Source organism: Pseudomonas siliginis, from assembly GCF_024072275.1.
Lineage (GTDB): Bacteria > Pseudomonadota > Gammaproteobacteria > Pseudomonadales > Pseudomonadaceae > Aquipseudomonas > Aquipseudomonas siliginis.
The window spans coordinates 5,077,184-5,100,680 of record NZ_CP099598.1; the positions used below are offsets into that span (position 1 = coordinate 5,077,184).

19 protein-coding genes are annotated in these 23,497 nt (G+C 59.9%); 9 read left to right on the forward strand and 10 right to left on the reverse strand.

What is annotated here, in order from left to right; all coding sequences use genetic code 11:
• Window positions 1-191: 191 nt before the first annotated feature.
• The 5 genes from morA (at window position 192) to NF676_RS23340 (ending at window position 8,650) form a co-directional block, all read left to right on the forward strand.
• On the forward strand, window positions 192-4,040 hold the full coding sequence (gene morA / locus NF676_RS23320; RefSeq protein WP_041477787.1) for a cyclic di-GMP receptor MorA: 3,849 nt from the start codon (window positions 192-194) through the stop codon (window positions 4,038-4,040).
• A gap of 230 nt (window positions 4,041-4,270) precedes the next feature.
• Window positions 4,271-5,524 (forward strand): serine hydroxymethyltransferase, encoded by a 1,254-nt coding sequence (gene glyA / locus NF676_RS23325; protein ID WP_041477786.1) that lies wholly within the window; start codon window positions 4,271-4,273, stop codon window positions 5,522-5,524.
• Window positions 5,525-5,859: 335 nt separating this feature from the next.
• Entirely contained in the window at window positions 5,860-7,173 is a 1,314-nt protein-coding gene (locus tag NF676_RS23330) for a C4-dicarboxylate transporter DctA (RefSeq protein ID WP_095181858.1), read from the forward strand.
• A 49-nt stretch (window positions 7,174-7,222) separates the two neighbouring features.
• Window positions 7,223-7,927, forward strand: a complete 705-nt coding sequence (locus NF676_RS23335) for a FadR/GntR family transcriptional regulator (RefSeq protein ID WP_016773102.1) — start codon at window positions 7,223-7,225, stop codon at window positions 7,925-7,927.
• 18 nt (window positions 7,928-7,945) lie between these two features.
• Window positions 7,946-8,650 (forward strand): GntR family transcriptional regulator, encoded by a 705-nt coding sequence (locus NF676_RS23340; RefSeq protein WP_252886825.1) that lies wholly within the window; start codon window positions 7,946-7,948, stop codon window positions 8,648-8,650.
• A 114-nt stretch (window positions 8,651-8,764) separates the two neighbouring features.
• Here NF676_RS23340 and yjiA read toward each other — a convergent pair whose 3' ends face one another.
• The 3 genes from yjiA to NF676_RS23355 form a co-directional block, all read right to left on the reverse strand.
• Complete coding sequence (gene yjiA, locus NF676_RS23345) at window positions 8,765-9,742, reverse strand: GTPase (protein ID WP_150638464.1); 978 nt, start codon at window positions 9,740-9,742, stop codon at window positions 8,765-8,767.
• A gap of 152 nt (window positions 9,743-9,894) precedes the next feature.
• Window positions 9,895-10,092: a YbdD/YjiX family protein gene (locus tag NF676_RS23350; protein WP_003228401.1), complete on the reverse strand. Its 198-nt coding sequence runs from the start codon at window positions 10,090-10,092 to the stop codon at window positions 9,895-9,897.
• Between the two features lie 15 nt (window positions 10,093-10,107).
• Window positions 10,108-12,174, reverse strand: coding sequence for a carbon starvation CstA family protein (locus NF676_RS23355; protein WP_041477781.1), 2,067 nt, complete (start codon window positions 12,172-12,174; stop codon window positions 10,108-10,110).
• 159 nt (window positions 12,175-12,333) lie between these two features.
• Here NF676_RS23355 and NF676_RS23360 point away from each other — a divergent pair, with 159 nt between their 5' ends.
• Window positions 12,334-12,702, forward strand: a complete 369-nt coding sequence (locus tag NF676_RS23360; RefSeq protein ID WP_041477779.1) for a PilZ domain-containing protein — start codon at window positions 12,334-12,336, stop codon at window positions 12,700-12,702.
• A gap of 172 nt (window positions 12,703-12,874) precedes the next feature.
• Here NF676_RS23360 and radA read toward each other — a convergent pair whose 3' ends face one another.
• From radA to katB, 3 genes are read right to left on the reverse strand one after another with little or no spacing between them, the layout of a single operon-like run.
• Window positions 12,875-14,242, reverse strand: a complete 1,368-nt coding sequence (gene radA / locus NF676_RS23365; protein ID WP_095181861.1) for a DNA repair protein RadA — start codon at window positions 14,240-14,242, stop codon at window positions 12,875-12,877.
• Between the two features lie 47 nt (window positions 14,243-14,289).
• The gene (locus tag NF676_RS23370) at window positions 14,290-14,835 is read right to left on the reverse strand and encodes an ankyrin repeat domain-containing protein (RefSeq protein ID WP_150742268.1); all 546 of its coding nucleotides are present in this window, start codon (window positions 14,833-14,835) and stop codon (window positions 14,290-14,292) included.
• Window positions 14,836-14,895: 60 nt separating this feature from the next.
• The gene (gene katB, locus NF676_RS23375) at window positions 14,896-16,437 is read right to left on the reverse strand and encodes a catalase KatB (protein ID WP_252886826.1); all 1,542 of its coding nucleotides are present in this window, start codon (window positions 16,435-16,437) and stop codon (window positions 14,896-14,898) included.
• Between the two features lie 285 nt (window positions 16,438-16,722).
• Here katB and mscL point away from each other — a divergent pair, with 285 nt between their 5' ends.
• On the forward strand, window positions 16,723-17,136 hold the full coding sequence (mscL, locus tag NF676_RS23380) for a large-conductance mechanosensitive channel protein MscL (RefSeq protein WP_024014404.1): 414 nt from the start codon (window positions 16,723-16,725) through the stop codon (window positions 17,134-17,136).
• A gap of 45 nt (window positions 17,137-17,181) precedes the next feature.
• Here the strand turns inward: mscL and NF676_RS23385 are convergent, their stop codons facing one another.
• Window positions 17,182-17,958, reverse strand: a complete 777-nt coding sequence (locus NF676_RS23385) for a ferredoxin--NADP reductase (RefSeq protein WP_252886827.1) — start codon at window positions 17,956-17,958, stop codon at window positions 17,182-17,184.
• A 313-nt stretch (window positions 17,959-18,271) separates the two neighbouring features.
• Here NF676_RS23385 and NF676_RS23390 point away from each other — a divergent pair, with 313 nt between their 5' ends.
• Complete coding sequence (locus NF676_RS23390; RefSeq protein ID WP_041477771.1) at window positions 18,272-18,982, forward strand: autoinducer binding domain-containing protein; 711 nt, start codon at window positions 18,272-18,274, stop codon at window positions 18,980-18,982.
• 174 nt (window positions 18,983-19,156) lie between these two features.
• Window positions 19,157-20,281, forward strand: coding sequence for a methyltransferase (locus NF676_RS23395; RefSeq protein WP_252886828.1), 1,125 nt, complete (start codon window positions 19,157-19,159; stop codon window positions 20,279-20,281).
• 71 nt (window positions 20,282-20,352) lie between these two features.
• On the opposite strand, the gene NF676_RS23400 is transcribed toward NF676_RS23395, so the two are convergent.
• The 3 genes from NF676_RS23400 to NF676_RS23410 all read right to left on the reverse strand — a co-directional run bounded on the left by NF676_RS23400 (window position 20,353) and on the right by NF676_RS23410 (window position 23,061).
• Window positions 20,353-20,520, reverse strand: coding sequence for a DUF2474 domain-containing protein (locus tag NF676_RS23400; RefSeq protein ID WP_016773090.1), 168 nt, complete (start codon window positions 20,518-20,520; stop codon window positions 20,353-20,355).
• A gap of 84 nt (window positions 20,521-20,604) precedes the next feature.
• Complete coding sequence (gene cydB / locus NF676_RS23405) at window positions 20,605-21,612, reverse strand: cytochrome d ubiquinol oxidase subunit II (protein WP_016773089.1); 1,008 nt, start codon at window positions 21,610-21,612, stop codon at window positions 20,605-20,607.
• A 3-nt stretch (window positions 21,613-21,615) separates the two neighbouring features.
• The gene (locus tag NF676_RS23410; RefSeq protein WP_252886829.1) at window positions 21,616-23,061 is read right to left on the reverse strand and encodes a cytochrome ubiquinol oxidase subunit I; all 1,446 of its coding nucleotides are present in this window, start codon (window positions 23,059-23,061) and stop codon (window positions 21,616-21,618) included.
• Between the last annotated feature and the right edge of the window lie 436 nt (window positions 23,062-23,497).

Here is a 23,497-nt window from a genome sequence, read left to right on the forward strand (position 1 = left end):
GCGCGCGGAAAAAGTCTGATTCTAGGAGCTGGAACGCCCCCGCGTAACCGGCAAAGCTACCTTAATGACCGATGGCAGTCCAGCCGAGAGGGGCTGGCACTTCGCCACAACTCAAGGCATGCTAGCCGCCCTTCGGGCGTCCGGCTTATAGTGCACGTCGCGCCAGTCCAGCCAAATCGCAGGATCACAGCTTGACCAATGTCACTCCGCCAGCCTCTGTGAGCAGCACCCCACCGGCGCCCGGCTCGCCCCTGCGCGGGACATTGAAGGGTGCGCTGGCCACCCTCGTGCTGTTATTGCTCGCGTTGCTGTTCTGGCAACTGCTCGATCAATTGCGTGAAACCCAGAAGAATCAGCGCCAGTACACCATCGACTACACCGCCGATCTCGCCGCTCAGGTCAGCCTGAACATGGCGCTGAATGCGCAAATCGCCCTCAATCTGCTACCGATCGTCGAACAACCGCAAACCGCCGACGAACAGCAGATGCTCCTGCGCAAGTTGCAGCGTTCGCTGCCGGATCTGCGCAGCATGGCCCTGCTTTCTCCCTCCGGCCGCATCATCAGCGACAGCGCCACCGACAGTTCCGACGCCGATTACCTGACCGAACTGGTGCGTCGCAGTCGCGCTCAGGCGCATTATTTCAGCAATGCCGATGACGGCTCGGTGGTGCACCTGCTGTTGCATCAGGCCAGCGGCAGCAGTCGCGGTTACTGGGCCTTGCGCCTGACGCCAACCTTCTTCGACTCGCTGACCAAACAGGACGCCACCGCCCTGCGCCCGTTGTGGCTGGTGGAAAACCGCCTCAATCACCAGATCATCAGCCGCGAAGCGGGGCTGCCCTCGGCCAAGGCTGGCGGGCTGACGCCTGACGATGTCGCCAACACCGTGCTGACCGTGCCGCTGAGCAGCAGCGACTGGCAATTGCGCGGGCTGTTCGACCGCCAGCGCGTACTGGAAGAATTGCTGCCGGCGTTCATCGGCAAATGCCTGCTCGGCCTGGCGTTTTCGATGTTGCCGGTGATTGCACTGTTGAACATGCGTCGGCGCCAGCGCCAGGTGCATGAAGGCCGGCGGCGTTACCAGGATATTTTCGAAGGCACCGGCGTGGCCTTGTGCGTGCTTGACCTGTCCGGCCTCAAGCAGATGTTCGACAAGGCGCAGATCCAGACCAGCGACCAGCTCAAGGCCTGGCTCGACCAACCGCAGCAGCGCCAGCAGTTGCTCGCGGAAATGCGCGTCACCGAGGTCAACCAGGTCGCCCTGCAACTGCTCGATGTGCATTCCTGCGACGATGCCTGGCAACTGCTGATCGATGGCCAGCGCCATCCGCAGTGCGCGATCGGTCAGCAGATCCTCGACGCCGTCCTGCAGCAGCAGAAACAGCTGGAACTGGAAATCAAACTGCCCAACAGCAATGGTCGCGACCAGCACCTGTGGATGGTCCTGCGCCTGCCGAGCGAGCAGCACGACTATAAAGCGGTGATCCTCAGCATCAACGACATCACCAGCCGCAAGCTGATCGAGCTGTCGTTGCTGGAGCGCGAAGGCTTCTGGTCGGACGTGGTGCGCACCGTGCCGGATCATCTGTATGTGCAGGACGTGATCAGCCAGCGGATGATTTTCAGCAACCACCACCTCGGCCAGACCCTGGGGTACAACCGCACTGAACTGCATCAGATGGGCGAATACTTCTGGGAAATCCTTCTGCATCCGGAAGACGCCGACTATTACCATCGCTCGCGGCAGTTGCAGCGTCACGCCGGTTACAGCCAGTTGTTGCAATGCCAATTGCGCTTCCGCCATCGCGACGGCAAGTGGCGGCGCTTCGACATCCGTGAACAGGCGCTGGCGCGGGACAAGCATGATCAGGTCACGCGGATCATCGGCGTCGCCAAGGACATCACCGAACAGATTGAGGCGAGCGAATCGCTGCGTGACAGCGAGCAGCGCTACCGCATGCTCGCCGAAAGCATCAGCGACGTGATTTTCTCCACCGACAGCAAGCTCTCGCTGAACTACGTCAGCCCGTCGGTGCAGGCCGTGCTTGGCTACAACGCCGAATGGATCTTCCAGAACGGCTGGCAATCGATCATCGCCAATCCCGGGCAACTGAACGGCATTCATGTGCTGATGGACCGCGTCAGCAAGGCGCTGGACAAGCCCGAGCAACTGGCATTGCTGCGCAGCCAGGTGCAAACGCAGCTGTTCCTCTTCGATTGCCTGCGTGCCGATGGCCGCAAGATTCCGATCGAACTGCGCCTGGTGCTGGTGTGGGACGAACACGGCGCGTTCGAAGGCGTGCTCGGCGTCGGCCGCGATATCAGCCAGCAGCGCCGTGCCGAAAAAGATTTGCGCATGGCCGCCACGGTATTCGAGCACTCTACCTCGGCGATCCTGATCACCGACCCGGCCGGTTATATCGTTCAGGCCAACGAAGCGTTCAGTCGGGTCAGCGGCTACAGCGTCGGCGAAGTGCTCGACCAGTTGCCGAACATGCTCACCGTCGACGAGCAGCAGGACGCGCACTTGCGCTACGTGCTCAAGCAGTTGCACGAGCACAGCACCTGGGAAGGCGAAGTGTGGATGAAGCGCCGTAACGGCGAACATTACCCGGCGTGGGTCGGCATTACTGCCGTGCTCGACGACGAGGGCGATCTGGCCAGTTACGTGTGTTTCTTCAGCGACATCAGCGAGCGCAAGGCCAGCGAGCAGCGCATCCACCGCCTCGCCTATTACGACGCCCTCACCCACCTGCCGAACCGCACGCTGTTCCAGGACCGTCTGCACACCGCACTGCAAGCGGCCGAACGGCAGAAGTCGTGGGTGGTGCTGATGTTCCTCGACCTCGACCGTTTCAAACCGATCAACGACTCCCTCGGCCACGCCGCCGGCGACCGCATGCTCAAGGACATGGCCACGCGCCTGCTGGCCTGCGTCGATGACGACGACACCGTGGCGCGCATGGGTGGCGACGAATTCACCTTGCTGCTGCAGCATCGCTCCAACCGCGAACTGGCGCTGAACCGGGCAATTCATGTCGCCGAGCAGATTCTCGCCAGCCTGGTGCGGCCGTTCGTGCTCGAGGGCCGCGAGTTCTTCGTCACCGCCAGTATCGGCATCGCCCTGAGTCCGCAGGACGGCAACGAACTCAGCCAGTTGATGAAGAACGCCGACACGGCGATGTACCACGCCAAGGAACGCGGCAAGAACAACTTCCAGTTCTATCAGGCCGACATGAACGCCAGTGCGCTGGAGCGTCTGGAACTGGAAAGCGATCTGCGCCATGCGCTGGAGCAGAACGAATTCGTCCTGTATTACCAGCCGCAGTTCAGTGGCGACGGCAAGCGCCTGACCGGCGCCGAAGCGCTGCTGCGCTGGCGCCATCCACGTCGCGGGCTGGTGCCGCCAGGGGATTTCATTCCGGTGCTGGAAGAGCTCGGCCTGGTGGTGGACGTTGGCGACTGGGTTATCAGCGAGGCCTGTCGACAGCTGAAAACCTGGCACCAGCAACGGGTGCGGGTGCCGAAGGTGTCGGTGAATATTTCCGCACGGCAGTTCTCCGATGGCCAGTTGGGCACCCGAATCGCGACGATCCTGCGCGAAACCGGCCTGCCACCGGCGTGTCTGGAGCTGGAGCTGACCGAAAGTATCCTGATGCGCGAAGTCAGCGAGGCGATGCAGATTCTTGCCGGGCTGAAGAACCTCGGCCTGAGCATCGCAGTCGATGACTTCGGCACCGGTTATTCATCGCTCAACTACCTCAAGCAATTCCCGATCGACGTGCTGAAGATCGACCGTACTTTCGTCGACGGCCTGCCGTCCGGCGAACAGGACGCGCAGATCGCCCGGGCGATCATCGCCATGGCCCACAGCCTGAACCTGGCGGTGATCGCCGAGGGCGTGGAAACCCATGAGCAACTGGACTTCCTGCGTGAGCATGGTTGCGATGAGGTGCAGGGCTATCTGTTCGGCCGGCCGATGCCGGCGGGACGGTTTGAAGCGCAGTTCTGTAACGATGCGCTGTTCATGTTCGACTGAACATCTGCGGCGCGCCCTTCGCGAGCAGGCTCGCTCCCACAGGGGAATGCATTGCAGCAGGGGAATGCATCTCAAATGTGGGAGCGAGCCTGCTCGCGAAGGGGCCGGCAAAAGCACCGCACATCTGTCATGAACGCCACTTGTCTGCGACATGACGTCGTTTCATATGTCATCCAAAAGCGGTTGGGTTAGAATGCCCCCTTTTCTGCCCCCGATCCTTGAGGACCGCCATGTTCAGCCGTGATTTGACTATTGCCAAGTACGACGCCGACCTTTTTGCCGCCATGGAGCAAGAAGCTCAGCGTCAGGAAGAACACATTGAGCTGATCGCTTCGGAAAACTACACCAGCCCAGCGGTGATGGAAGCTCAAGGCTCGGTCCTGACCAACAAGTACGCCGAAGGCTATCCGGGCAAGCGTTACTACGGTGGTTGCGAATACGTTGACGTGGTTGAACAACTGGCCATCGACCGTGCCAAGGAACTGTTCGGTGCTGATTACGCCAACGTTCAGCCGCACGCCGGTTCCCAAGCCAACGCCGCTGTTTACCTGGCTCTGCTGCAAGGTGGCGACACCATTCTGGGCATGAGCCTGGCCCATGGCGGTCACCTGACCCACGGCGCCAGCGTTTCCTCCTCGGGCAAGCTGTACAACGCCGTTCAATACGGTATCGATGCCAACGGCCTGATCGACTACGACGAAGTCGAGCGTCTGGCGGTCGAGCACAAGCCGAAAATGATCGTTGCCGGTTTCTCGGCCTACTCGCAGATCCTCGACTTCCCGCGCTTCCGCGAGATCGCTGACAAGGTTGGCGCCTACCTGTTCGTCGACATGGCTCACGTCGCCGGTCTGGTTGCCGCTGGTGTCTACCCGAACCCGGTACCGTTCGCCGACGTCGTGACCACCACCACGCACAAGACCCTGCGCGGTCCACGTGGCGGTCTGATCCTGGCCAAAGCGAACGCCGAGATCGAGAAGAAGCTCAACTCCGCAGTGTTCCCGGGCGCCCAGGGTGGCCCGCTGGAGCACGTGATCGCGGCCAAGGCGATCTGCTTCAAGGAAGCGCTGCAGCCTGAGTTCAAGGCTTACCAGCAACAAGTGGTGAAGAACGCCAAGGCCATGGCCGAAGTGTTCATCGCGCGCGGTTTCGACGTGGTTTCGGGCGGTACTGAAAACCACCTGTTCCTGCTGTCGCTGATCAAGCAGGACATCTCCGGTAAAGACGCCGACGCCGCTCTGGGCAAAGCGTTCATCACCGTGAACAAGAACTCCGTGCCTAACGATCCACGCTCGCCGTTCGTGACTTCCGGCCTGCGCTTCGGTACTCCGGCTGTGACCACTCGCGGTTTCAAAGAGGCTGAGTGCAAAGAGCTGGCCGGCTGGATCTGCGACATCCTGGCTGACCTGAACAACGAAGCGGTGATCGACGCCGTTCGCGAGAAAGTCAAAGCCATCTGCAAGAAATTGCCGGTGTACGGCGCTTAATCGCGACGTTAAACCAGCAGCATGAAAAAACCGGCCAAGTGATTGGCCGGTTTTTTTTCGCCTGCAATTCACCTGTAGGAACTGCCGAAGGCTGCGATCTTTTGATCTGGATTTTAAAAACAAGATCAAAAGATCGCAGCCTTCGGCAGCTCCTACGCGGCTCTGGCCGCTGGTCAGACCGGTCATGCCAATTTCATGTTTTCCCCTTGTAATCAGGAAAAAACCAAGCCTAGACTGCGCCTGCACTGGACATACCGGTAAGACCACAATAATTAAGTCCTGCATCCGATGCGCAACGCGTGCGGCAGCCAGGACACCGACCCAGGATTCCTCCCATGCTCAGATGGTGCTCGCGTTCAATCTTCCTTCAAGTGGTTCTCGGACTGATGCTCGGCATCGTCTGCGGGCTGACCCTTCCTGAATACTCCGCCCAGCTCAAACCGCTCGGCGATGGCTTCATCAAATTGATCAAGATGCTCATCGGCCTGATCGTATTCTGCGTGGTGGTCAGCGGCATCAGCGGCGCGGGCGATCTGAAGAAGGTCGGGCGCATCGGCCTGAAGTCGGTGATCTACTTCGAAGTGCTGACCACCATCGCCTTGGTGATTGGTCTGGTGTTCGCCTTCAGCACCGGCATTGGCAGCGGCGCGAACATTCATCTGGAGCAACTCTCCAGCGCCGACATGGGCGACCTCGCCGAGCGCAGCCAGCACATGCACACCACCACGCAATTTCTGATGGACCTGATCCCGACCTCGGTGATCGGTGCCTTCGCTGACAACAATATCTTGCAAGTGCTGCTGTTCTCGGTGCTGTTCGGCAGCGCACTGAATCTGGTTGGCGAAGCGGCTTCCGGGATTTCGCGGCTGATCAACGAACTCAGCCACGTGATCTTCCGCATCATGGGCATGATCGTGCGTCTGGCGCCGATCGGCGTATTCGGCGCCATCGCCTTCACCACCAGCAAATACGGCCTCGATTCGTTGCAGCACCTGGGCAGTCTGGTCGGTCTGTTCTACCTGACCTGCGTCGCCTTCGTCACGCTGATCCTCGGTCTGGTGATGCGCGTCTCCGGCCTGCGCATGTGGCCGCTGCTCAAGTACCTGCGGGAAGAACTGCTGATCGTCATGGGCACCGCCTCTTCCGACGCCGTGCTGCCGCAGATCATGCGCAAGCTCGAACACCTCGGTATCGGCAGCTCGACGGTCGGTCTGGTGATCCCGACCGGGTACTCGTTCAACCTCGACGGCTTCTCGATCTACCTGACCCTGGCCATCGTGTTCATCGCCAATGCCACCGGCACACCGCTGGCGATGACCGATTTGCTGACGATTCTGCTGGTTTCGCTGATCACCTCCAAAGGCGCCCACGGCATTCCCGGTTCGGCGCTGGTGATTCTCGCGGCAACGCTGACGGCGATTCCGGCGATTCCCGTGGTCGGCCTGGTGCTGGTGTTGGCCGTGGACTGGTTCATGGGCATCGGCCGCGCGCTGACCAATCTGATCGGCAACTGCGTCGCCACCGTGGCCATCGCCCGCTGGGAAAAGGACATCGATGTACAGCGAGCGAACAAGGTGCTCAACGGCGAACAGGGCTATAACTTTCAACCGCGAAAAACCGTCGCTCCGGCGGCGGCCAAAGAATTCTGAATGAGTGCCGTGCCTGCCAATGCGCAGGCACGGCGCAGGGAGCCAATACGTGATTACAACTTCAACCGTCGTCAATTCAGTGGTGGAGAAACTCCGCGCCGCGTTGGCCCGAGGCCAGTGGCGCTCCGGCGACATGCTGCCGGGCCAGCGTGAACTGGCCGAACAGCTGGGCATCAGCCGGCCGAGCCTGCGCGAAGCGGTGATCGTGCTGGAAACACTCGGCCTGGTGCGCTCGATGCCGGGCAAAGGCGTGGTCGTCCTCGATGCGCAACTCAGCGACAGCCAGAGCCACGACAGCGCAGTCGCCGGGGCGAGCCTGGAAGATGTGCTGCAACTGCGCTACACCCTCGAGCCGTTCATTGTCGGGCTGGTTGCGCAATCGATCAGCAGCAAGGAAGTCGGCCAATTGCGCCTGACCCTGATGGACATGCGCGAAGCCCTCGAGGCCGGTGACAGTGAAGCCGGGGTCAGCGCCTACATCGCTTTCCACGAAGAACTGTTCACGCTGACTTCGAACCCGATTTTCCAGAGCGTGGTGCAGCAGACCAGCAATGCCCTCAAGCAAAGCGCCGAAGTGTTGCGCAATTCCCCGGAACATCTGGCCGAACGTCTGGAAGAAAACGAAGCGGTGGTCCGCGCGATCCGCAGCAAGAACAGCGCTCAGGCCAGCGCCGAAATGCGTCGGCACATTCTGCGCGAAGGCCAGCGCATGGGCGTTGAGCTGAACATCCCGGACGACAACCTGCCCACCTGATTTGCCAGGAGAACGGCCATGAACAGTTTTGCTTCAGCCTCGCATGCCGATTCGACCGCCCTGCCCGTCTCTCGCCTCGGCACGCCGACGGAGGATCTGTATCCGCGACTGTTCGACGCGATTCTCGAGCAGCGTATCGATGAAGACAGCCGGTTCACCGAGGACAGTCTGCAAGCGATGTTCGGCGCCGGCCGCGCCGATGTACGACGGGTGCTGACGCAGTTGTCCCATGAGCAGATCGTGGTATTGCGCGCCAATCATCGACCACGAGTGGCTGCGCCTGATCGGGAGCTGATCCGGCAGACCTTGCATGCGCGACGGCTGGCTGAGAACACGTTGGTGCGGTTGGCGTGTCAGCGTCCGCAGCCAGACGATTTGAAATGCTTGCGCACGTTGATAGAGCGCGAGAAGCGCGCCGTCGAGCAGGATCGGCGCGGGGCGGCGATTCGGTTATCGGGGGAGTTTCATTTGCAGTTGGCACGGATGGCGGGGAATGTGCCGTTGGCGCATTTTCTGCGCAGTCTGGTGCCGTTGACGTCGTTGGCGATTGCGCGGAGTCGGTGCCCGACGCGCAGCTGTTGCGCGTGGCAGGAGCATTTGGCGTTGGTTGAGGTTGTGGAGCGAGGTGATGCTGCCAAGGCAGAGGGGCTGATGAATCGGCATCTGGATCATCTTGAGCAGACACTGCTGGGTTCAGATCTTGAGCATTGTGCTGTCGGTTAGACCGCCTTCGCGAGCAGGCTCGCTCCCACAGTGGATTGCATTCCTTCTGACAGAATGCGTTCTACTGTGGGAGCGAGCCTGCTCGCGAAGAGGCCCGTTGAGCTATTGAAATTATCAGGCTTGTTGCGCTGCAACCCTGGCAAACCCCGCCCGAATCTTCTCTTCCGGCAAGTCATCGGCGATAAACACGATCACACTCTCGCGCGTCTCGCCCTCGGCCCATTCGGTGTCCCAGTCGAAACCATAGAGTTTCAGCACACCCTGAAATACCAGGCGCCGATCTTCCCCGGCAATATTCAACACGCCTTTGTAGCGCAGCAATTGCTTGCCGTGTTCTTCCAGCAGTTCGTTCATGAATTCGCTGAGCTGATCGATATCCAGCGCCTGATCGGTGCGCAGCACCAGGCTGGAGATGCGATCGATCGACGGCGCCTTGCTCACCGGACGCAAGCTCAAACCGCCGCCCAGGTCAGCATTGAGGTTGAAGCCGCGCACATCCAGCAGTTCAGCCAGATCGATGTTGCCATGCTCGACCACGCGGATCGGCGCGCGGCGGTTGATTCGCGTAAGGCGCTCGCTCAGCGCGGTGAACGTCGCCTCATCGACCAGATCGGTCTTGCTCACCAGCAAGCGATCGGCGAAACCGATCTGCGCCTGGGCGATGGTCTGGGTCAGGTGCACGTCGGCGTGAGCGGCGTCGACCAGGGTGATGATGCCGTCGAGCAGGTAACGCTCGCGCAGCTCTTCGTCGATGAAGAACGTCTGCGCCACCGGTGCCGGATCGGCGAGACCGGTGCACTCGATCACCAGACGATCGAAGGCGATCTCGCCGCTGTCCAGGCGCTCGAGCAGCAAGTACAGCGCCTTGGTCAGATCGGTGTGAATGGTGCAGCAGACGCAGCCGTTGGCCAGGGTCATGACCTGCACCGGCCCGTCACCCAGCAGTTGGGTGTCGATGCCGGCGTCGCTGAATTCGTTTTCGATCACGGCGATTTTCAGGCCGTGCTCGGCTTTCAATAAATGACGCAGCAAAGTGGTCTTGCCGGCGCCGAGGAAACCGCTGAGGACCGTTACCGGAATGGGAGAAGACAAAACCCGATCTCCTGAAAAGAACACAAAAACAAATGTGGGAGCGAGCCTGCTCGCGAAAGCGGTGTGTCAGTCAAATCCTTCATCAACTGACACTCCGTATTCGCGAGCAGGCTCGCTCCCACAGGGGATTACCTCAACCGCAGGCTGTCAGCTCAACAGCACTTCGGCCCACCCTTGCCACCGTAACGGGCTTCCTGACGTTCGCGGAAGAACATCTCGTAGCTCATCACCGGTTTGTCCGGGTGTTTGGTTTGCATATGCTCGACGTAGGTGTCGTAGTCGGGCATGCCGACCATCAGGCGCGCGGCCTGACCGAGGTATTTACCGAGGCGACTCAGGTCATTGAACATGCTGCAATCCTCTGGTTACGCATCCGGCAGGGCCTGGAATGGCGATTCTTTATCCGTACGCTCTTTCTTGCCCCAGGCGGCGATGCCGACCTTGAGCGCATAGAACAGGATGCTGAAGACCACGAACAGGAACAGCGCGGTGAGTGTGGCGTTGGTGTAGGCGTTGAAGATCACGTGCTGCATCTGCTCGACGCTCTTCGCCGGTGCCAGCACCTGACCGTTGGCCAGCGCATCGCTGTACTTCTTGGCCAGGGACAGGAAGCCGATCGCCGGGTTGGCGTCGAACAGCTTGATGAAGCCAGCAGTGGTGGTGCAGATCAACAGCCAGGTGGCCGGCAACAGGGTGACCCAGATGTAGCGCTGGCGCTTCATCTTGATCAGGACCACGGTGCCGAGCATCAGCGCGATACCGGCGAGCATCTGGTTGGAGATACCGAACAGTGGCCACAGAGTGTTGATGCCGCCCAGTGGATCGATCACGCCCTGATACAGCAACCAGCCCCACATCGCCACACAACCGGCGGTGGCGATCAGGTTGGCGGTCCACGATTCAGTGCGCTTCAGCGCCGGTACGAAGGAGCCGAGCAGATCCTGCAGCATGAAGCGTCCGGCACGGGTACCGGCGTCCACAGCGGTGAGGATGAACAGCGCTTCGAACAGGATCGCGAAGTGGTACCAGAACGCCATGGTGTTTTCACCCGGCAGGACACTGTGCAGGATCTGCGCGATACCGACCGCCAGGGTCGGCGCACCGCCAGCACGGGCCAGAATGGTGGTTTCACCGATGTCGTGGGCCACGGCTTGCAGCGCTTCCGGCGTGATCGCGAAGCCCCAGCTGGTGACCATTTGCGCTACTGACGCGGCATCACTGCCGACCACAGCGGCCGGGCTGTTCATGGCGAAGTACACGCCTGGCTCGATCACCGAAGCGGCAACCATGGCCATGATCGCCACGAACGATTCCATCAGCATGCCGCCGTAACCGATGTAGCGGGCGTTGGTTTCGTTATCCAGCAGCTTCGGCGTGGTGCCCGACGAGATCAACGCGTGGAAACCCGATACCGCGCCGCAAGCGATGGTGATGAACAGGAACGGGAACAGACCGCCCTTCCACACCGGGCCGGTGCCGTCGACGAACTGGGTCAGCGCCGGCATTTTCAGCTCGGGCATGGTCACCAGAATACCGATCGCCAGGGCGACGATGGTGCCGATCTTGAGGAAGGTCGACAGATAGTCACGCGGTGCCAGAATCAGCCAGACCGGCAGCGACGCGGCGACAAAACCGTAACCGACCAGCATCCAGGTAATCTGCACACCGGTGAAAGTGAAGGCTTTGGCCCATACCGGATCGGCAGCAATCTGCCCGCCCAGCCAGATCGAGCCGAGCAGCAGCAACACACCGACCACGGAGATCTCGCCGATGCGGCCCGGGCGGATGTAGCGCATGTAGATGCCCATGAACATCGCGATCGGGATGGTCGCCATCACGGTGAAGATGCCCCACGGGCTCTCGGCGAGGGCCTTGACCACGATCAGCGCCAGCACCGCGAGGATGATGATCATGATCAGGAAGCAGCCGAACAGTGCGATGGTCCCGGGAATCCGGCCCATCTCTTCACGCACCATGTCGCCCAGGGAACGGCCGTTGCGTCGGGTCGACATGAACAGGACCATGAAGTCCTGCACCGCGCCCGCCAGCACCACACCGGCAATCAGCCAGAGTGTGCCGGGCAGATACCCCATCTGCGCCGCCAGCACCGGACCGACCAGCGGCCCCGCGCCAGCGATGGCCGCGAAGTGGTGACCGAAAAGAATGTGTTTGTTGGTCGGCACGTAGTCCAGACCATCGTTGTTGAGCACGGCGGGGGTGGCCCGACGCGGATCCAGTTGCATCACGTTGTTGGCGATGAACAGACTGTAGTAACGGTACGCAACCAGATAAATGGCCACGGCAGCGACCACAATCCACAAGGCGTTGATCGCCTCGCCGCGGCGCAATGCCACTACGCCCAGGGCGCACGCTCCTACGATTGCCAGCACGAGCCAGGGTAAGTGGCGCAGCAGGCTATTATTATTTTTCATTTTATTATTCCAGCCAGGGTGGACAAGAAAGACAGCCACCCCGAGTTTAGCGCTTACGGCGCCAAAGGCCATACCCCGACATAGGTCTAGACGCTTGAGCGATTGGCTGGCGCCCGCATTCGCGGTCTATAGTCAGCGAACCTTCATGAGGATTGCGCCATGAGCGAGCACCCCGCCAATCGACGTCGTTTCAAACGTATTGCGTTCGATGCCCGAACCGAGCTGAAACAGGGCGAGTACATCTGGCCGGTCAAGTTGATCGACCTGTCGCTCAAGGGCCTGCTGATCGAGCGACCGGAGCCGTGGCTTGGGGATAAAGAGCAGGACTTCCTAGTCGACATTCATTTGAGCGAAGACGTCGATATCGAAATGGACGTGCATCTGGCCCACGAGGAAAACGGCCACTTGGGGTTCATCTGCCGGCACATCAGCCTGGAATCGATCCAGCGCCTGCGCCGCTTGATCGAACTGAATCTGGCGGATGAGGCCGAGCTGGAGCGCGAACTGGGTGCGCTGATCGAAATCTAGCGCCACCCCCAACCCCGAATTGGAATGCCCTGTGGTGAGGGGGATCTATGTGGTGAAGGGACTTATGTGGCGAGGGGATTTATCCCCGTTGGGCTGCGCAGCAGACCCGTTTTTTTCAGGGCCGCTACGCGCCCCAACGGGGATAAATCCCCTCACCACAGAGGTTCGGCGTTCACTCAAACAGTGCGTCAAGTGCTTGTTCAAGGCGGGTCACGGCAATGATCTGCAACCCCGCCGGCGATTCCTTCGGAGCATTACCCTTCGGCACGATGGCGCGTTTGAAACCGTGCTTGGCCGCTTCTTTCAGCCGCTCCTGCCCGCTTGGCACCGGGCGCACCTCGCCGGACAGGCCGACTTCGCCGAACACCAGCAGATCATGCGGTAACGGCCGATTGCGCAAACTCGACATCACCGCCGCCATCAACGCCAGATCCGACGCTGTCTCCAGCACCTTCACGCCACCGACCACGTTGAGGAACACGTCCTGATCGTGGGTCGGAATCCCGCCGTGGCGGTGCAGCACCGCGAGCAACATCGCCAGACGGTTCTGATCCAGCCCCAGCGTCACCCGACGCGGGTTGGCCAGATGGCTGTCATCGACCAGCGCCTGCACTTCCACCAGCATCGGTCGGGTGCCTTCCCACGTCGCCATGACCACACTGCCCGGGACTTCTTCCTGAGCGCGGGTAAGAAAAATCGCCGATGGGTTGGAGACTTCTTTCAGGCCCTTGTCGGTCATGCCGAACACGCCCAATTCGTTGACCGCGCCAAAACGGTTCTTCACCGCACGCAGCAGACGCAGACGACCATCGGATTCACCTTCGAAATACAGCACGGTATCGACCATGTGTTCCAGAACACGCGGACCGGCCAAGGCGCCCTCTTTGGTGACGTGGCCGACGAGGAAGATCGCCGTGCCGCTCTGCTTGGCGTATCGCACCAGCAGCGCCGCACTTTCACGCACCTGCGACACGCCGCCCGGCGCCGATTGCAGCTGTTCGGTGAAGATGGTCTGGATCGAGTCGATCACCATGACCTTGGGCTTTTCCTGGCGAGCGGTGGCGATGATGGTTTCGATGCAGGTTTCGGTCATCACCCGCAGTTGATCCTGCGGCAGGCCGAGACGGCGGGCGCGCATCGCCACTTGCTGCTGGGATTCCTCACCAGTGACGTACAGCGCCGGCATGCTTTTGGCCAGATTGCACAGGGTTTGCAACAGAATGGTCGATTTGCCGATCCCCGGATCACCGCCGATCAGCACCACCGAGCCATCGACCAGACCACCGCCGAGCACGCGGTCGAGCTCACCGGAGGCGGTGGAAAAACGTGGAATCTCTTCGATGCTGACTTCGGCGAGCGTCTTGATCTGCGCCTGCTGGCCAGCCCAACCGGTGCGCCCGGTAGGTGCCGTGGCGCCGCCGCTTTCGATCATGGTTTCAGTCAGAGTGTTCCAGGCACCGCACTCGCCGCACTGCCCGGCCCACTTGGGAAAGGTTGCGCCGCACTCGGTGCAGCCGTACATGCGCTTGGCCTTGGCCATCAGAACCCCCGGAACAAAAGACGCGATGATAACGCAGCCATCGATGATCAGCGCGGCGCAGCGGTACGGATTTCGCCGCTGGCCAGACGCGCGGCGCTGTTGCCCAGCGGATCCTCGGCATTGAGGTCAGCGCCCTTGGCTTTCAACGCATCAAGCAATTCCAGACGCTTGAACAGCCCGGCGTACATCGCCGCTGTCTGCCCGGCGCCGTTACGCTGGTCGGGGCTGCAATCGGTGGCCATCAGGCGCCGGGCGATCTGTAATTCGCCTTTGAAAATCGCACCCATCAGCGCCGTGTTGCCGCGCTGGTCCTGAGCACAGGCATCCGCGCCAGCGGCGAGCAGGCGTTCAACCGCCGGCGCCTGACCGTGATAGGCCGCCAGAATCAGCGCGGTGTACCCCTTGCTATCGCGGGTATCGAGGGAATAGCCGGACTCGATAAAGGTCTCGAGCATCGGCACATCACCCCGGCGGGCGGCGTCGAAGTAGTAATCCTGCAACTGCGCCTTGATCGCTTCGGGGCTCTGCTCGACCGGGGTTGCCCACGCAGTAAGCGACAGGCACCCGGCCAGGCACAAAAGAAAAATACGCATCGGGCTCTCTCCTTGAACGCACGCGAGGCCGCACTGGCCCTCGCGTACGCCGCATGGCTATCAGTCGGTCAGTTTCGCCGCCAGTGCTTTCACACGGCTGAGGTCGCCCTTGGCCACTTCGGTCACACCGCTGCCGTACTCAGGGTCGGCCTTGTACAGGAACGACAGGATGATGTGCTTGCTCTCGTCATCGGTGGTGGCCAGCGAGCCGCCAAAGCTGTCAATCAGGTCGCGACGCTCCAGCTTGCTGTACGAGCGATACAGATCACCGGCCTGCTTGAAGTTCTGCTCACGCTGGATCTTCGCCTGCTGCGTGCTGCCCGCCAGCGCCGACTGGCTGTAACGCGCCGCTGGCGTTTCTTCACGCGGTTGCAGGCGGCTTGGCTGGTAGTTGACGCCGGACTGGCTGGCGCCGAAATTCATCGCACCATCCTGATTGCCATTGTTCACTGCGGTTTTCGGTGCATTGACCGGCAATTGCAAAGCGTTGGCGCCGAGGCGATACATCTGCGTATCGGCATAAGAGAACACTCGGCCCTGCAACAAGCGGTCTTCCGAAGGTTCGATACCCGGAACTACGTTGGCTGGAGCCATGGCAACTTGTTCGGTTTCCTGGAAGACATTGGCCGGATTACGGTTCAGGACCATTTGTCCAACTTTGCGCTCGGCAATACCCGGCCAGATCTTGGTTGCATCCAATGGATCGAAATCAAACTTGGACAAATCCTGTGGCTTGAGAACTTGCACGTACAAGTCCCACTTCGGAAAGTTGCCCTTGTTGATATTACTCACCAAGTCGTTAGTCATATGACTGTAATCCTGACCTTGAACTTCGCTGACTTGTTTTGGCGTGAGGTTCTTGATGCCTTGAAGACTCTTCCAGTGAAACTTCACGTAGTGAACTTCATTCTTGGCATTGATCAGCTTATAGGCATGAACACCATTGCCATCCATCTCCCGGTAACTGGCCGGAGTGCCGTAGTTGGAATACAACTCGGTCAGCGTGCGGGTGGCTTCCGGTACATGGGAGAAGAAATCGAACCGGCGCGAATCGTCATCGAGGTTGGTGCGCGGATCGGGCTTGAAGGCGTGCACCATGTCCGGGAATTTGATCGCATCGCGGATGAAGAAGGTCGGGAAATTGTTGCCGACCAGATCCCAATTGCCGTCAGCAGTGTAGAACTTGGTGGCGAAACCGCGCGGGTCACGCAGGGTTTCCGGGGAATGGTTGCCATGCACCACCGCCGAGAAACGCACGAATACCGGCGTGCTCTGGCCTGCGGCGAACACCTTGGCCTTGCTCAGGTCGCTGATGTCATCGGTCACGGTGAAGGTGCCGTGAGCGCCGGTGCCGCGTGCGTGTACGACGCGCTCGGGGATGCGTTCACGATCGAAGCGCTGCAGCTTCTGGATCAGTTGCACATCCTGCAGCAGCACCGGGCCGTTGGCGCCGGCAGTTTGCGAGTTCTGATTGTCACCGACTGCCGAGCCGTTATCGCGGGTCAGCGGAGCGGCGTTGACCGAAAAGGTCAGCAGCCCGGCAGTCAGTACGCCGAAGGTGCGGCGGAAGGGAAAAGCCCCCAGTCCAGGAGTGGATGTCATATCAGGTTCCTCTGGTTTTATTGGGCGCATCCAGGTGCGCCACACCAAGGCTAGAGGCCTGTGCCGCAGAACATAAATAGAAAGAACGTAACACCATGATTGAAGAAATTGGCTTTCCCGTCAGCGGGTTAGCGCGTATTCCGCGCGCGATTGCTGGCAATTTGCAAACTAATCGTCAATCGATGTGTCGATAAAAACGGGCATTGTAAGAAGGTGTTTCGCGCAGGAGGCGTTTCGCTGATTTACACTGCCAACACCAAACTCATCTGTAACAAGGAAATAACTATGGGCGTGCTTAGCGAGTTCAAGGCCTTCGCGGTCAAAGGCAATGTGGTCGACATGGCCGTCGGTATCATCATCGGCGCGGCGTTTGGCAAAATCGTTTCGTCGTTTGTCGGCGACGTGATCATGCCGCCGATTGGCCTGTTGATCGGTGGAGTGGACTTCAGTGATCTGGCTGTCACGCTCAAAGCAGCCCAGGGCGATGCGCCCGCAGTGGTGCTGGCTTACGGCAAATTCCTGCAGACGGTGCTGGATTTCGTGATTGTCGCATTCGCGATTTTCATGGGTGTCAAAGCCATCAACCGCCTCAAGCGCGAAGAAGCTGTAGCACCGACCGCGCCGCCGATCCCGAGCAAGGAAGAGCAACTGCTGGGCGAAATTCGCGACCTGCTCAAGGCGCAGAACGAGCGGCCCTGAGGCATTCGGTAGTCATCAAAACGGCACCCGCGGGTGCCGTTTTCGTTACCAGTAATTTTCCACCGCAACCTGCCCCGGCTTGCGCGTCAGGCTCAGGCGCATGTCGCGCTGCTTGAGCAAGGCGCGGGTGTCGTCGATCATCTGCGGGTTGCCGCACAACATCACACGCGAATGCTCTGGCGAGAGCTTAACGCCCGCCGCGCGTTCCAGCTCGCCGTTTTCAATCAGCGTAGTAATCCGGCCCCGCAGCGCGCCTGGATGCGCTTCGCGGGTCACAGTGGGGATGAATTGCAGCTTGTGGGCGTATTCGCTCAGATACTCCCGTTGCGCCAACCCGGCGATCAACTCCTGATAACCCAGTTCCCGCGCCTCCCGTACGCTGTAAACCAGAATGATCCGCTCGAATTTCTCCCAGACCTCGAAGTCCTGCAGGATCGACAGAAACGGTGCCACCCCGGTGCCGGTGGACAGTAACCACAGGTCTCGGCCATCGACAAAGCGATCCAGCGTCAGGTAGCCAAACGCCTGGCGTTCTACCATCAAGCTGTCGCCGACCTGGAGCCGGCTCAGCTCACTGGTGAATTCGCCGCCCGGCACGACGATGGAAAAGAACTCGAGAAACTCGTCGAACGGCGACGACACCATCGAATAGGCGCGCCAGACCGTGCTGCCATCGGCCTTGGTGACGCCCAGCCGGGCGAACTGGCCGGCACGGAAGCGAAAGCCTGGGTCGCGGCTGGTGCGCAGCGTGAACAGGTTCGGCGTCAACGGTTGCACATCGAGCAAGGTCTGGGTGGTGTACTTCTCGGTACTGGCAGTCATGAGGCGCTCCTAGAAACGATTGCCTACAGTGTCCCGCAAAACCGCGCTGCCAAACACCTGCCAACGGTAATGATATTGACAGAATCAGCGCTGCACATTCGATGTGATGTCAATTTTAGATCTAGAGTAATAACTTTAAGATGGCAGTTAAAATATAACAGCGCGTATTGCTAAGAACACTTTATAAAAAACATCAAAGTTTCAATCTCGAAAAAATGTAAGGCGTTTCGCAGGAAAGATCCTACACTTCGATTCGTGCCGGATCTTTTGGATCCATTCCGCACCCCGATATCAAGATACAGAGGCAAAGTTCATGGAAACGTGGAAGGAATCACAATTGAAACAACTGACATTTGCCAAAGGCATTGAAGCGGCGTACCCGATACTGCTGAGATTTGCCGAGAATCTGGGCTTTAACTACTGTGCAATAGCAGTGACGTCCCCTCATCGTGATGTCCACCTGAATGCCTTGCAGATCAATAACTACCCTAAAGAATGGAACATTCAGTACAACAAAGAGAACTTTCGCAATATTGATCCGGTAATAGCGCATTGCAATCACTCAATATTACCCATCGTTTGGGAAGAAAGAGTCTTCAACGATGCACCCGAGTTGTGGCAGGCGTTGAAACAGAATGGGCTGCAGCATGGCTGGTCGCAGGCCTTTCATGACGAAACCAGCGGTTTGTGCAGCATCATCAGTCTGGCTCGAACCCACTGCCCGATCAGCCCGCTCGAACTGTATGAGCATTACGGTTATCTGTTTTTTGCCAACCGACACTTCAGTGACCTGTATGCCCGCACCGTTCCCACACCGGCCAAACCCAGCAAACCGAGGCTATCGTCCCGGGAGCTGGAGATCATGAAATTGTCCGCCATGGGCAAAACCGCTCACGATATTTCGAGAATCCTCAGCCTGAGCGAACGCACCGTTAACTATCATGTGCAAAACGTCATCGAAAAATTCAACGTCTGCAACAAGATTTCCGCGGTGATTGCCGCCGCTCGTGCCGGGATTATCTGACTGACGAGCGATATCGCACGGTAATCCTGCGAGTATTTACGCGCAAAAAAACGTACCATTCAGGCCTTTCCGAGTGATGACGCAACCTGCTTGCATCGCAGTCCACTCGGTCGGATCCCGTCGCACCATCTGCCGGCAACGGGATATCTGCCGAATATCCTGAGTCCCCGCCCCATGCCCTTGCTCGAAACGCCTTTCGCCCAGCTCGACCTGATCCGCCAGCCTGAACAGCAGAATGAACCGCTGCAAGCCTTCGATGCGGCGGACGAATACCTGCTCAATCATCTCGCCAGCGGACAACCTCAGAGCAGCACCCGCGTGCTGGTGCTCAATGACAGCTTTGGCGCCTTGGCGATCAGCCTGCTGGGCAAGGTCGAGGTGAGCAGCAGCGGCGACTCGTTCCTCGGTTTCGTCGGGCTGGAAAAGAATCTGCTGCGCAATGGCCAGGCGTTCGATGCGATCCGTCCGATTCCGGCCAGTGAGCCTTTGGTCGGGCCGTTTGACCGGGTGCTGATCCGCGTTCCCAAGACGCTGGCGCTATTGGAAGAGCAGTTGATCCGCCTGCAAGGGCAACTCGCGCCGGGCGCGCAAGTGATCGCCGCCGCCATGGTCAAGCATCTGCCGCGCGCTGCCGGCGATCTGCTCGAGCGCTACATTGGCCCGGTGCAGGCGTCGCTGGCCGTGAAGAAAGCCCGACTGCTGATCGCCACGCCTGAAACCAAAGCGCTCGCCACATCGCCCTATCCGACTCGCTATCGCCTCGACGAACCGGCAATCGAACTGCTCAACCACGCCAATGTGTTCTGCCGCGAAGGCCTCGACATCGGCACTCGCGCTTTTCTGCCGCATCTGCCGAAGAACCTTGGCAGCGCACGGGTTGCCGATCTCGGTTGCGGCAACGGTGTTCTGGCAATCGCCAGCGCCTTGCAGAACCCGGATGCGCATTACACGCTGGTCGACGAATCGTTCATGGCGGTGCAATCGGCTGCCGAGAACTGGCGCGCGGCATTGGGCGATCGCGAAGTGATCGTGCGCGCTGGCGATGGTCTGGCCGGGCAGGCGCCGCAGTCGCTGGACGTGGTGCTGTGCAACCCACCGTTCCATCAGCAACAGGTGGTCGGCGATTTCCTCGCCTGGCGCATGTTCCAGCAGGCGCGCGAGGCACTGGTGGTCGGCGGTGCGCTGTACATTGTCGGCAATCGGCATCTGGGCTATCACAGCAAACTGGCGCGCTTGTTTCGTGGTGTCGAGCAAGTGGCGGCCACGCCGAAATTTGTCATCCTCAAGGCCCGCAAATAAATCTGCGGCATAAAAAACCCTCCGTGAGGAGGGTTGCGAGTCCATACCCGAAGGCGCCGGGACGGGATATTTCAGTGGGTGGTCAAACCCGCGGCATTCATGAACATGCGCATCAGGCTGGCGGCGATGAACAACACGCCGACACTGCCAACCCAGATCAGGGCCAACCAGCCGAGCCGCTGCCACAGCGGCTTTTTTTCGGCTTCTTCAATGTCGTGCAGGGAATGTTTGCCGGTCATTGCATCGATCTCCGTTAAGCCAAGGCGTCACTGCGGACGCCTTCGCGAGCAGGCTCGCTCCCACAGGGCAAGCCCAGCATTGGATTAGTGATAACCATCTTCGTGGGTGACCTTGCCGCGGAACACGTAGTAGCTCCAGAAGGTATAACCCAGGATGAACGGAATGATGAACAGCGTGCCGACCAGCATGAAGCCCTGACTTTGCGGCGGCGCGGCGGCGTCCCAGATCGAGATCGACGGCGGCACGATGTTCGGCCACAGGCTGATGCCCAAGCCGCTGTAGCCGAGGAAGATCAGCACCAGAGTCAGCAGGAACGGCGTGTAGTTGGCGTTACGTGCCACCGCGCGGATCAGGCCGTACAAAGTGACCAGCACCAGAATCGGCACCGGCATGAACCAGAACAGGTTCGGCATGCTGAACCAGCGTGAGGCGATTTCCGGATGCGACAGGGGTGTCCACAGGCTGACGATACCGATTACCGCCAGCAGCACGAACGCCAGCGGCCGCGCCAGGTCGTGCATCTGTTCCTGCAACTTGCCTTCGGTTTTCATGATCAGCCAGGTGCAGCCGAGCAAGGCATAGGCCACCACCAGCGCCGCGCCGCAGAACAGCGTGAACGGCGTCAGCCAATCCAGTGAACCTCCAGCGAACTGGCGATTGACCACCGGCAGACCATCGATGAACGCTCCCAGCGCCACGCCCTGAAAGAACGTCGCCGCGATCGAACCACCGATGAATGCCTTGTCCCACAGGTGACGTTTTTCATCCTTCGCCTTGAAGCGGAACTCGAAGGCCACACCGCGAAAGATCAGGCCCATGAGCATGAAGATCAGCGGCAGGTACAGCGCCGACAACACCACCGAATAGGCCAGCGGGAAGGCGCCGAACAACGCCGCCCCGCCCAGCACCAGCCAGGTTTCGTTGCCGTCCCATACAGGGGCGACCGTATTCATCATCACGTCGCGATCGGTCTTGCCGGGCACGAACGGGAAGAGAATGCCGATGCCCAGGTCGAAGCCGTCCATGACCACGTACATCATGATGCCGAAGATGATGATCACGGCCCAGATCAGCGGAAGATCGATACCCATGAGTCAAATCTCCTTGGTCAAGCGAGTGTTGTCTTCGTGCTCGCCCTCGGCCGGATCGTCGGCTGCGGACAACGGACGCGCCGGGGTGCGTTTCTTGCCTGGACCACCGTCCGGCGTTGCGCTGCCTTCGCTGATCTTCGGCCCTTTGCGCACCAGGCGCATCATGTAGCCGAGACCGGCGCCGAACAGCGCGAAATAGACCACGACGAACATGATCAGGGTGATGCTCATCTGCATGAAGCTGTGGTTGGACGAAGCATCGGCAGTGCGCATCAGGCCGTAGACCACCCACGGTTGACGGCCGATTTCCGTGGTGAACCAGCCGGCGAGAATCGCGATCAGGCCGGACGGCCCCATCCACAACGCCAGATGCAGGAACGGCCGCGAGGTATACAGCGAGTCACGCTTGCGCAGCCACAGACTCCACAAACCGGTGAAGATCATCAGGAAACCGAGGCCGACCATGATCCGGAACGACCAGAACACGATGGTCGAATTCGGCCGGTCTTCCGGTGGAAATTCCTTCAGCGCCGGTACTTGTTTATCCAGCGAGTGGGTCAGAATCAGGCTGCCGAGGTATGGAATCTCTACGGCGAACTTGGTGCGTTCCTCTTTCATGTCCGGCCAGCCGAACAGGATCAGCGGCGTCGCTTCGTCGCCATGGTTTTCCCAGTGGCCTTCGATCGCAGCGATTTTCGCTGGCTGATGCTTGAGCGTGTTGAGGCCGTGGAAGTCGCCGATCACCGCTTGAATCGGCGCGACGATCAATGCCATCCACATGGCCATCGACAGCATGGTGCGGATCGCCGTGTTGTCTCTGCCGCGCAGCAGGTGCCAGGCCGCTGACGAGCCGACGAAGAACGCCGTCGCGACGAACGCGGCCGTGGCCATGTGCATCAGCCGGTAAGGGAATGACGGGTTGAAGATGATTGCCAGCCAGTCGGTGGGGATGACCTGACCGTTGACGATTTCAAAGCCTTGCGGGGTCTGCATCCAGCTGTTGGAGGCGAGAATCCAGAAGGTCGAAATCAGCGTGCCGATCGCTACCATCACCGTCGAGAAGAAGTGCAGGCCGCGCCCGACCTTGTTCCAGCCGAACAGCATGACGCCAAGGAAACCGGCCTCAAGGAAGAACGCGGTGAGCACTTCATAGGTCAGCAACGGCCCGGTGACGGCACCGGCGAAGTCGGAAAAACGACTCCAGTTGGTGCCGAACTGATAAGCCATGACCAGCCCGGAAACCACGCCCATGCCGAAGTTGACGGCAAAAATCTTCGACCAGAAATGGTAGAGATCGCGGTAGGTGTCGTTGCGGGTCTTCAGCCACAAACCTTCGAGCACTGCCAGGTAACTCGCCAGGCCGATGGTGATGGCCGGGAACAGAATGTGGAACGAGATGGTGAACGCGAACTGAATTCGGGCGAGATCCAGAGCCTCTAAACCGAACATATGGCTTCCTCTGTCAGGTAATACGGGTAGCTGGCCCGGAGGCCTGCACCACTGCCCCCACGGATATGGAGTGCGGCGAATTCGGATTCGTTCTTTTTTTGCAACCATCGCAACGCAGGGAGTCTGGCCAAATGGCCGCCAGATCAGTTCCGGTCGGGGTCTTGATCTGGATCAAGCAACGTTGAAAGAGTAGTCCCATTTTTGCCAATGAACTGCGTGGTGGTTTGCCGCGTGACAAGTTGCCTCACTCTCCTGTGGCGAGGGGATTTATCCCCGTTCGGCTGCGCAGCAGTCGTCGCTTCCAGCTTTTGGGGCCGCTGCGCGACCCAACGGGGATAAATCCCCTCACCACAGGGTTGATTGTCAGCATGAAAGATCGATGTCTGGCTAACTGAATTGTTTCTCCTAGCAACTTCCTGTTACAGACTGGTGATAA

What these genes read in the sequence shown, in the direction of transcription:
- glyA (WP_041477786.1), top strand. Translation starts at nt 4,271, where the DNA reads ATGTTCAGCCGTGATTTGACTATTGCCAAGTACGACGCCGACCTTTTT.
- NF676_RS23330 (WP_095181858.1), top strand. Translation starts at nt 5,860, where the DNA reads ATGCTCAGATGGTGCTCGCGTTCAATCTTCCTTCAAGTGGTTCTCGGA.
- NF676_RS23340 (WP_252886825.1), top strand. Translation starts at nt 7,946, where the DNA reads ATGAACAGTTTTGCTTCAGCCTCGCATGCCGATTCGACCGCCCTGCCC.
- NF676_RS23350 (WP_003228401.1), bottom strand. Translation starts at nt 10,092, where the DNA reads ATGTTCAATGACCTGAGTCGCCTCGGTAAATACCTCGGTCAGGCCGCG.
- NF676_RS23355 (WP_041477781.1), bottom strand. Translation starts at nt 12,174, where the DNA reads ATGAAAAATAATAATAGCCTGCTGCGCCACTTACCCTGGCTCGTGCTG.
- NF676_RS23360 (WP_041477779.1), top strand. Translation starts at nt 12,334, where the DNA reads ATGAGCGAGCACCCCGCCAATCGACGTCGTTTCAAACGTATTGCGTTC.
- radA (WP_095181861.1), bottom strand. Translation starts at nt 14,242, where the DNA reads ATGGCCAAGGCCAAGCGCATGTACGGCTGCACCGAGTGCGGCGCAACC.
- NF676_RS23370 (WP_150742268.1), bottom strand. Translation starts at nt 14,835, where the DNA reads ATGCGTATTTTTCTTTTGTGCCTGGCCGGGTGCCTGTCGCTTACTGCG.
- katB (WP_252886826.1), bottom strand. Translation starts at nt 16,437, where the DNA reads ATGACATCCACTCCTGGACTGGGGGCTTTTCCCTTCCGCCGCACCTTC.
- mscL (WP_024014404.1), top strand. Translation starts at nt 16,723, where the DNA reads ATGGGCGTGCTTAGCGAGTTCAAGGCCTTCGCGGTCAAAGGCAATGTG.
- NF676_RS23385 (WP_252886827.1), bottom strand. Translation starts at nt 17,958, where the DNA reads ATGACTGCCAGTACCGAGAAGTACACCACCCAGACCTTGCTCGATGTG.
- NF676_RS23390 (WP_041477771.1), top strand. Translation starts at nt 18,272, where the DNA reads ATGGAAACGTGGAAGGAATCACAATTGAAACAACTGACATTTGCCAAA.
- NF676_RS23395 (WP_252886828.1), top strand. Translation starts at nt 19,157, where the DNA reads ATGCCCTTGCTCGAAACGCCTTTCGCCCAGCTCGACCTGATCCGCCAG.
- NF676_RS23400 (WP_016773090.1), bottom strand. Translation starts at nt 20,520, where the DNA reads ATGACCGGCAAACATTCCCTGCACGACATTGAAGAAGCCGAAAAAAAG.
- cydB (WP_016773089.1), bottom strand. Translation starts at nt 21,612, where the DNA reads ATGGGTATCGATCTTCCGCTGATCTGGGCCGTGATCATCATCTTCGGC.
- NF676_RS23410 (WP_252886829.1), bottom strand. Translation starts at nt 23,061, where the DNA reads ATGTTCGGTTTAGAGGCTCTGGATCTCGCCCGAATTCAGTTCGCGTTC.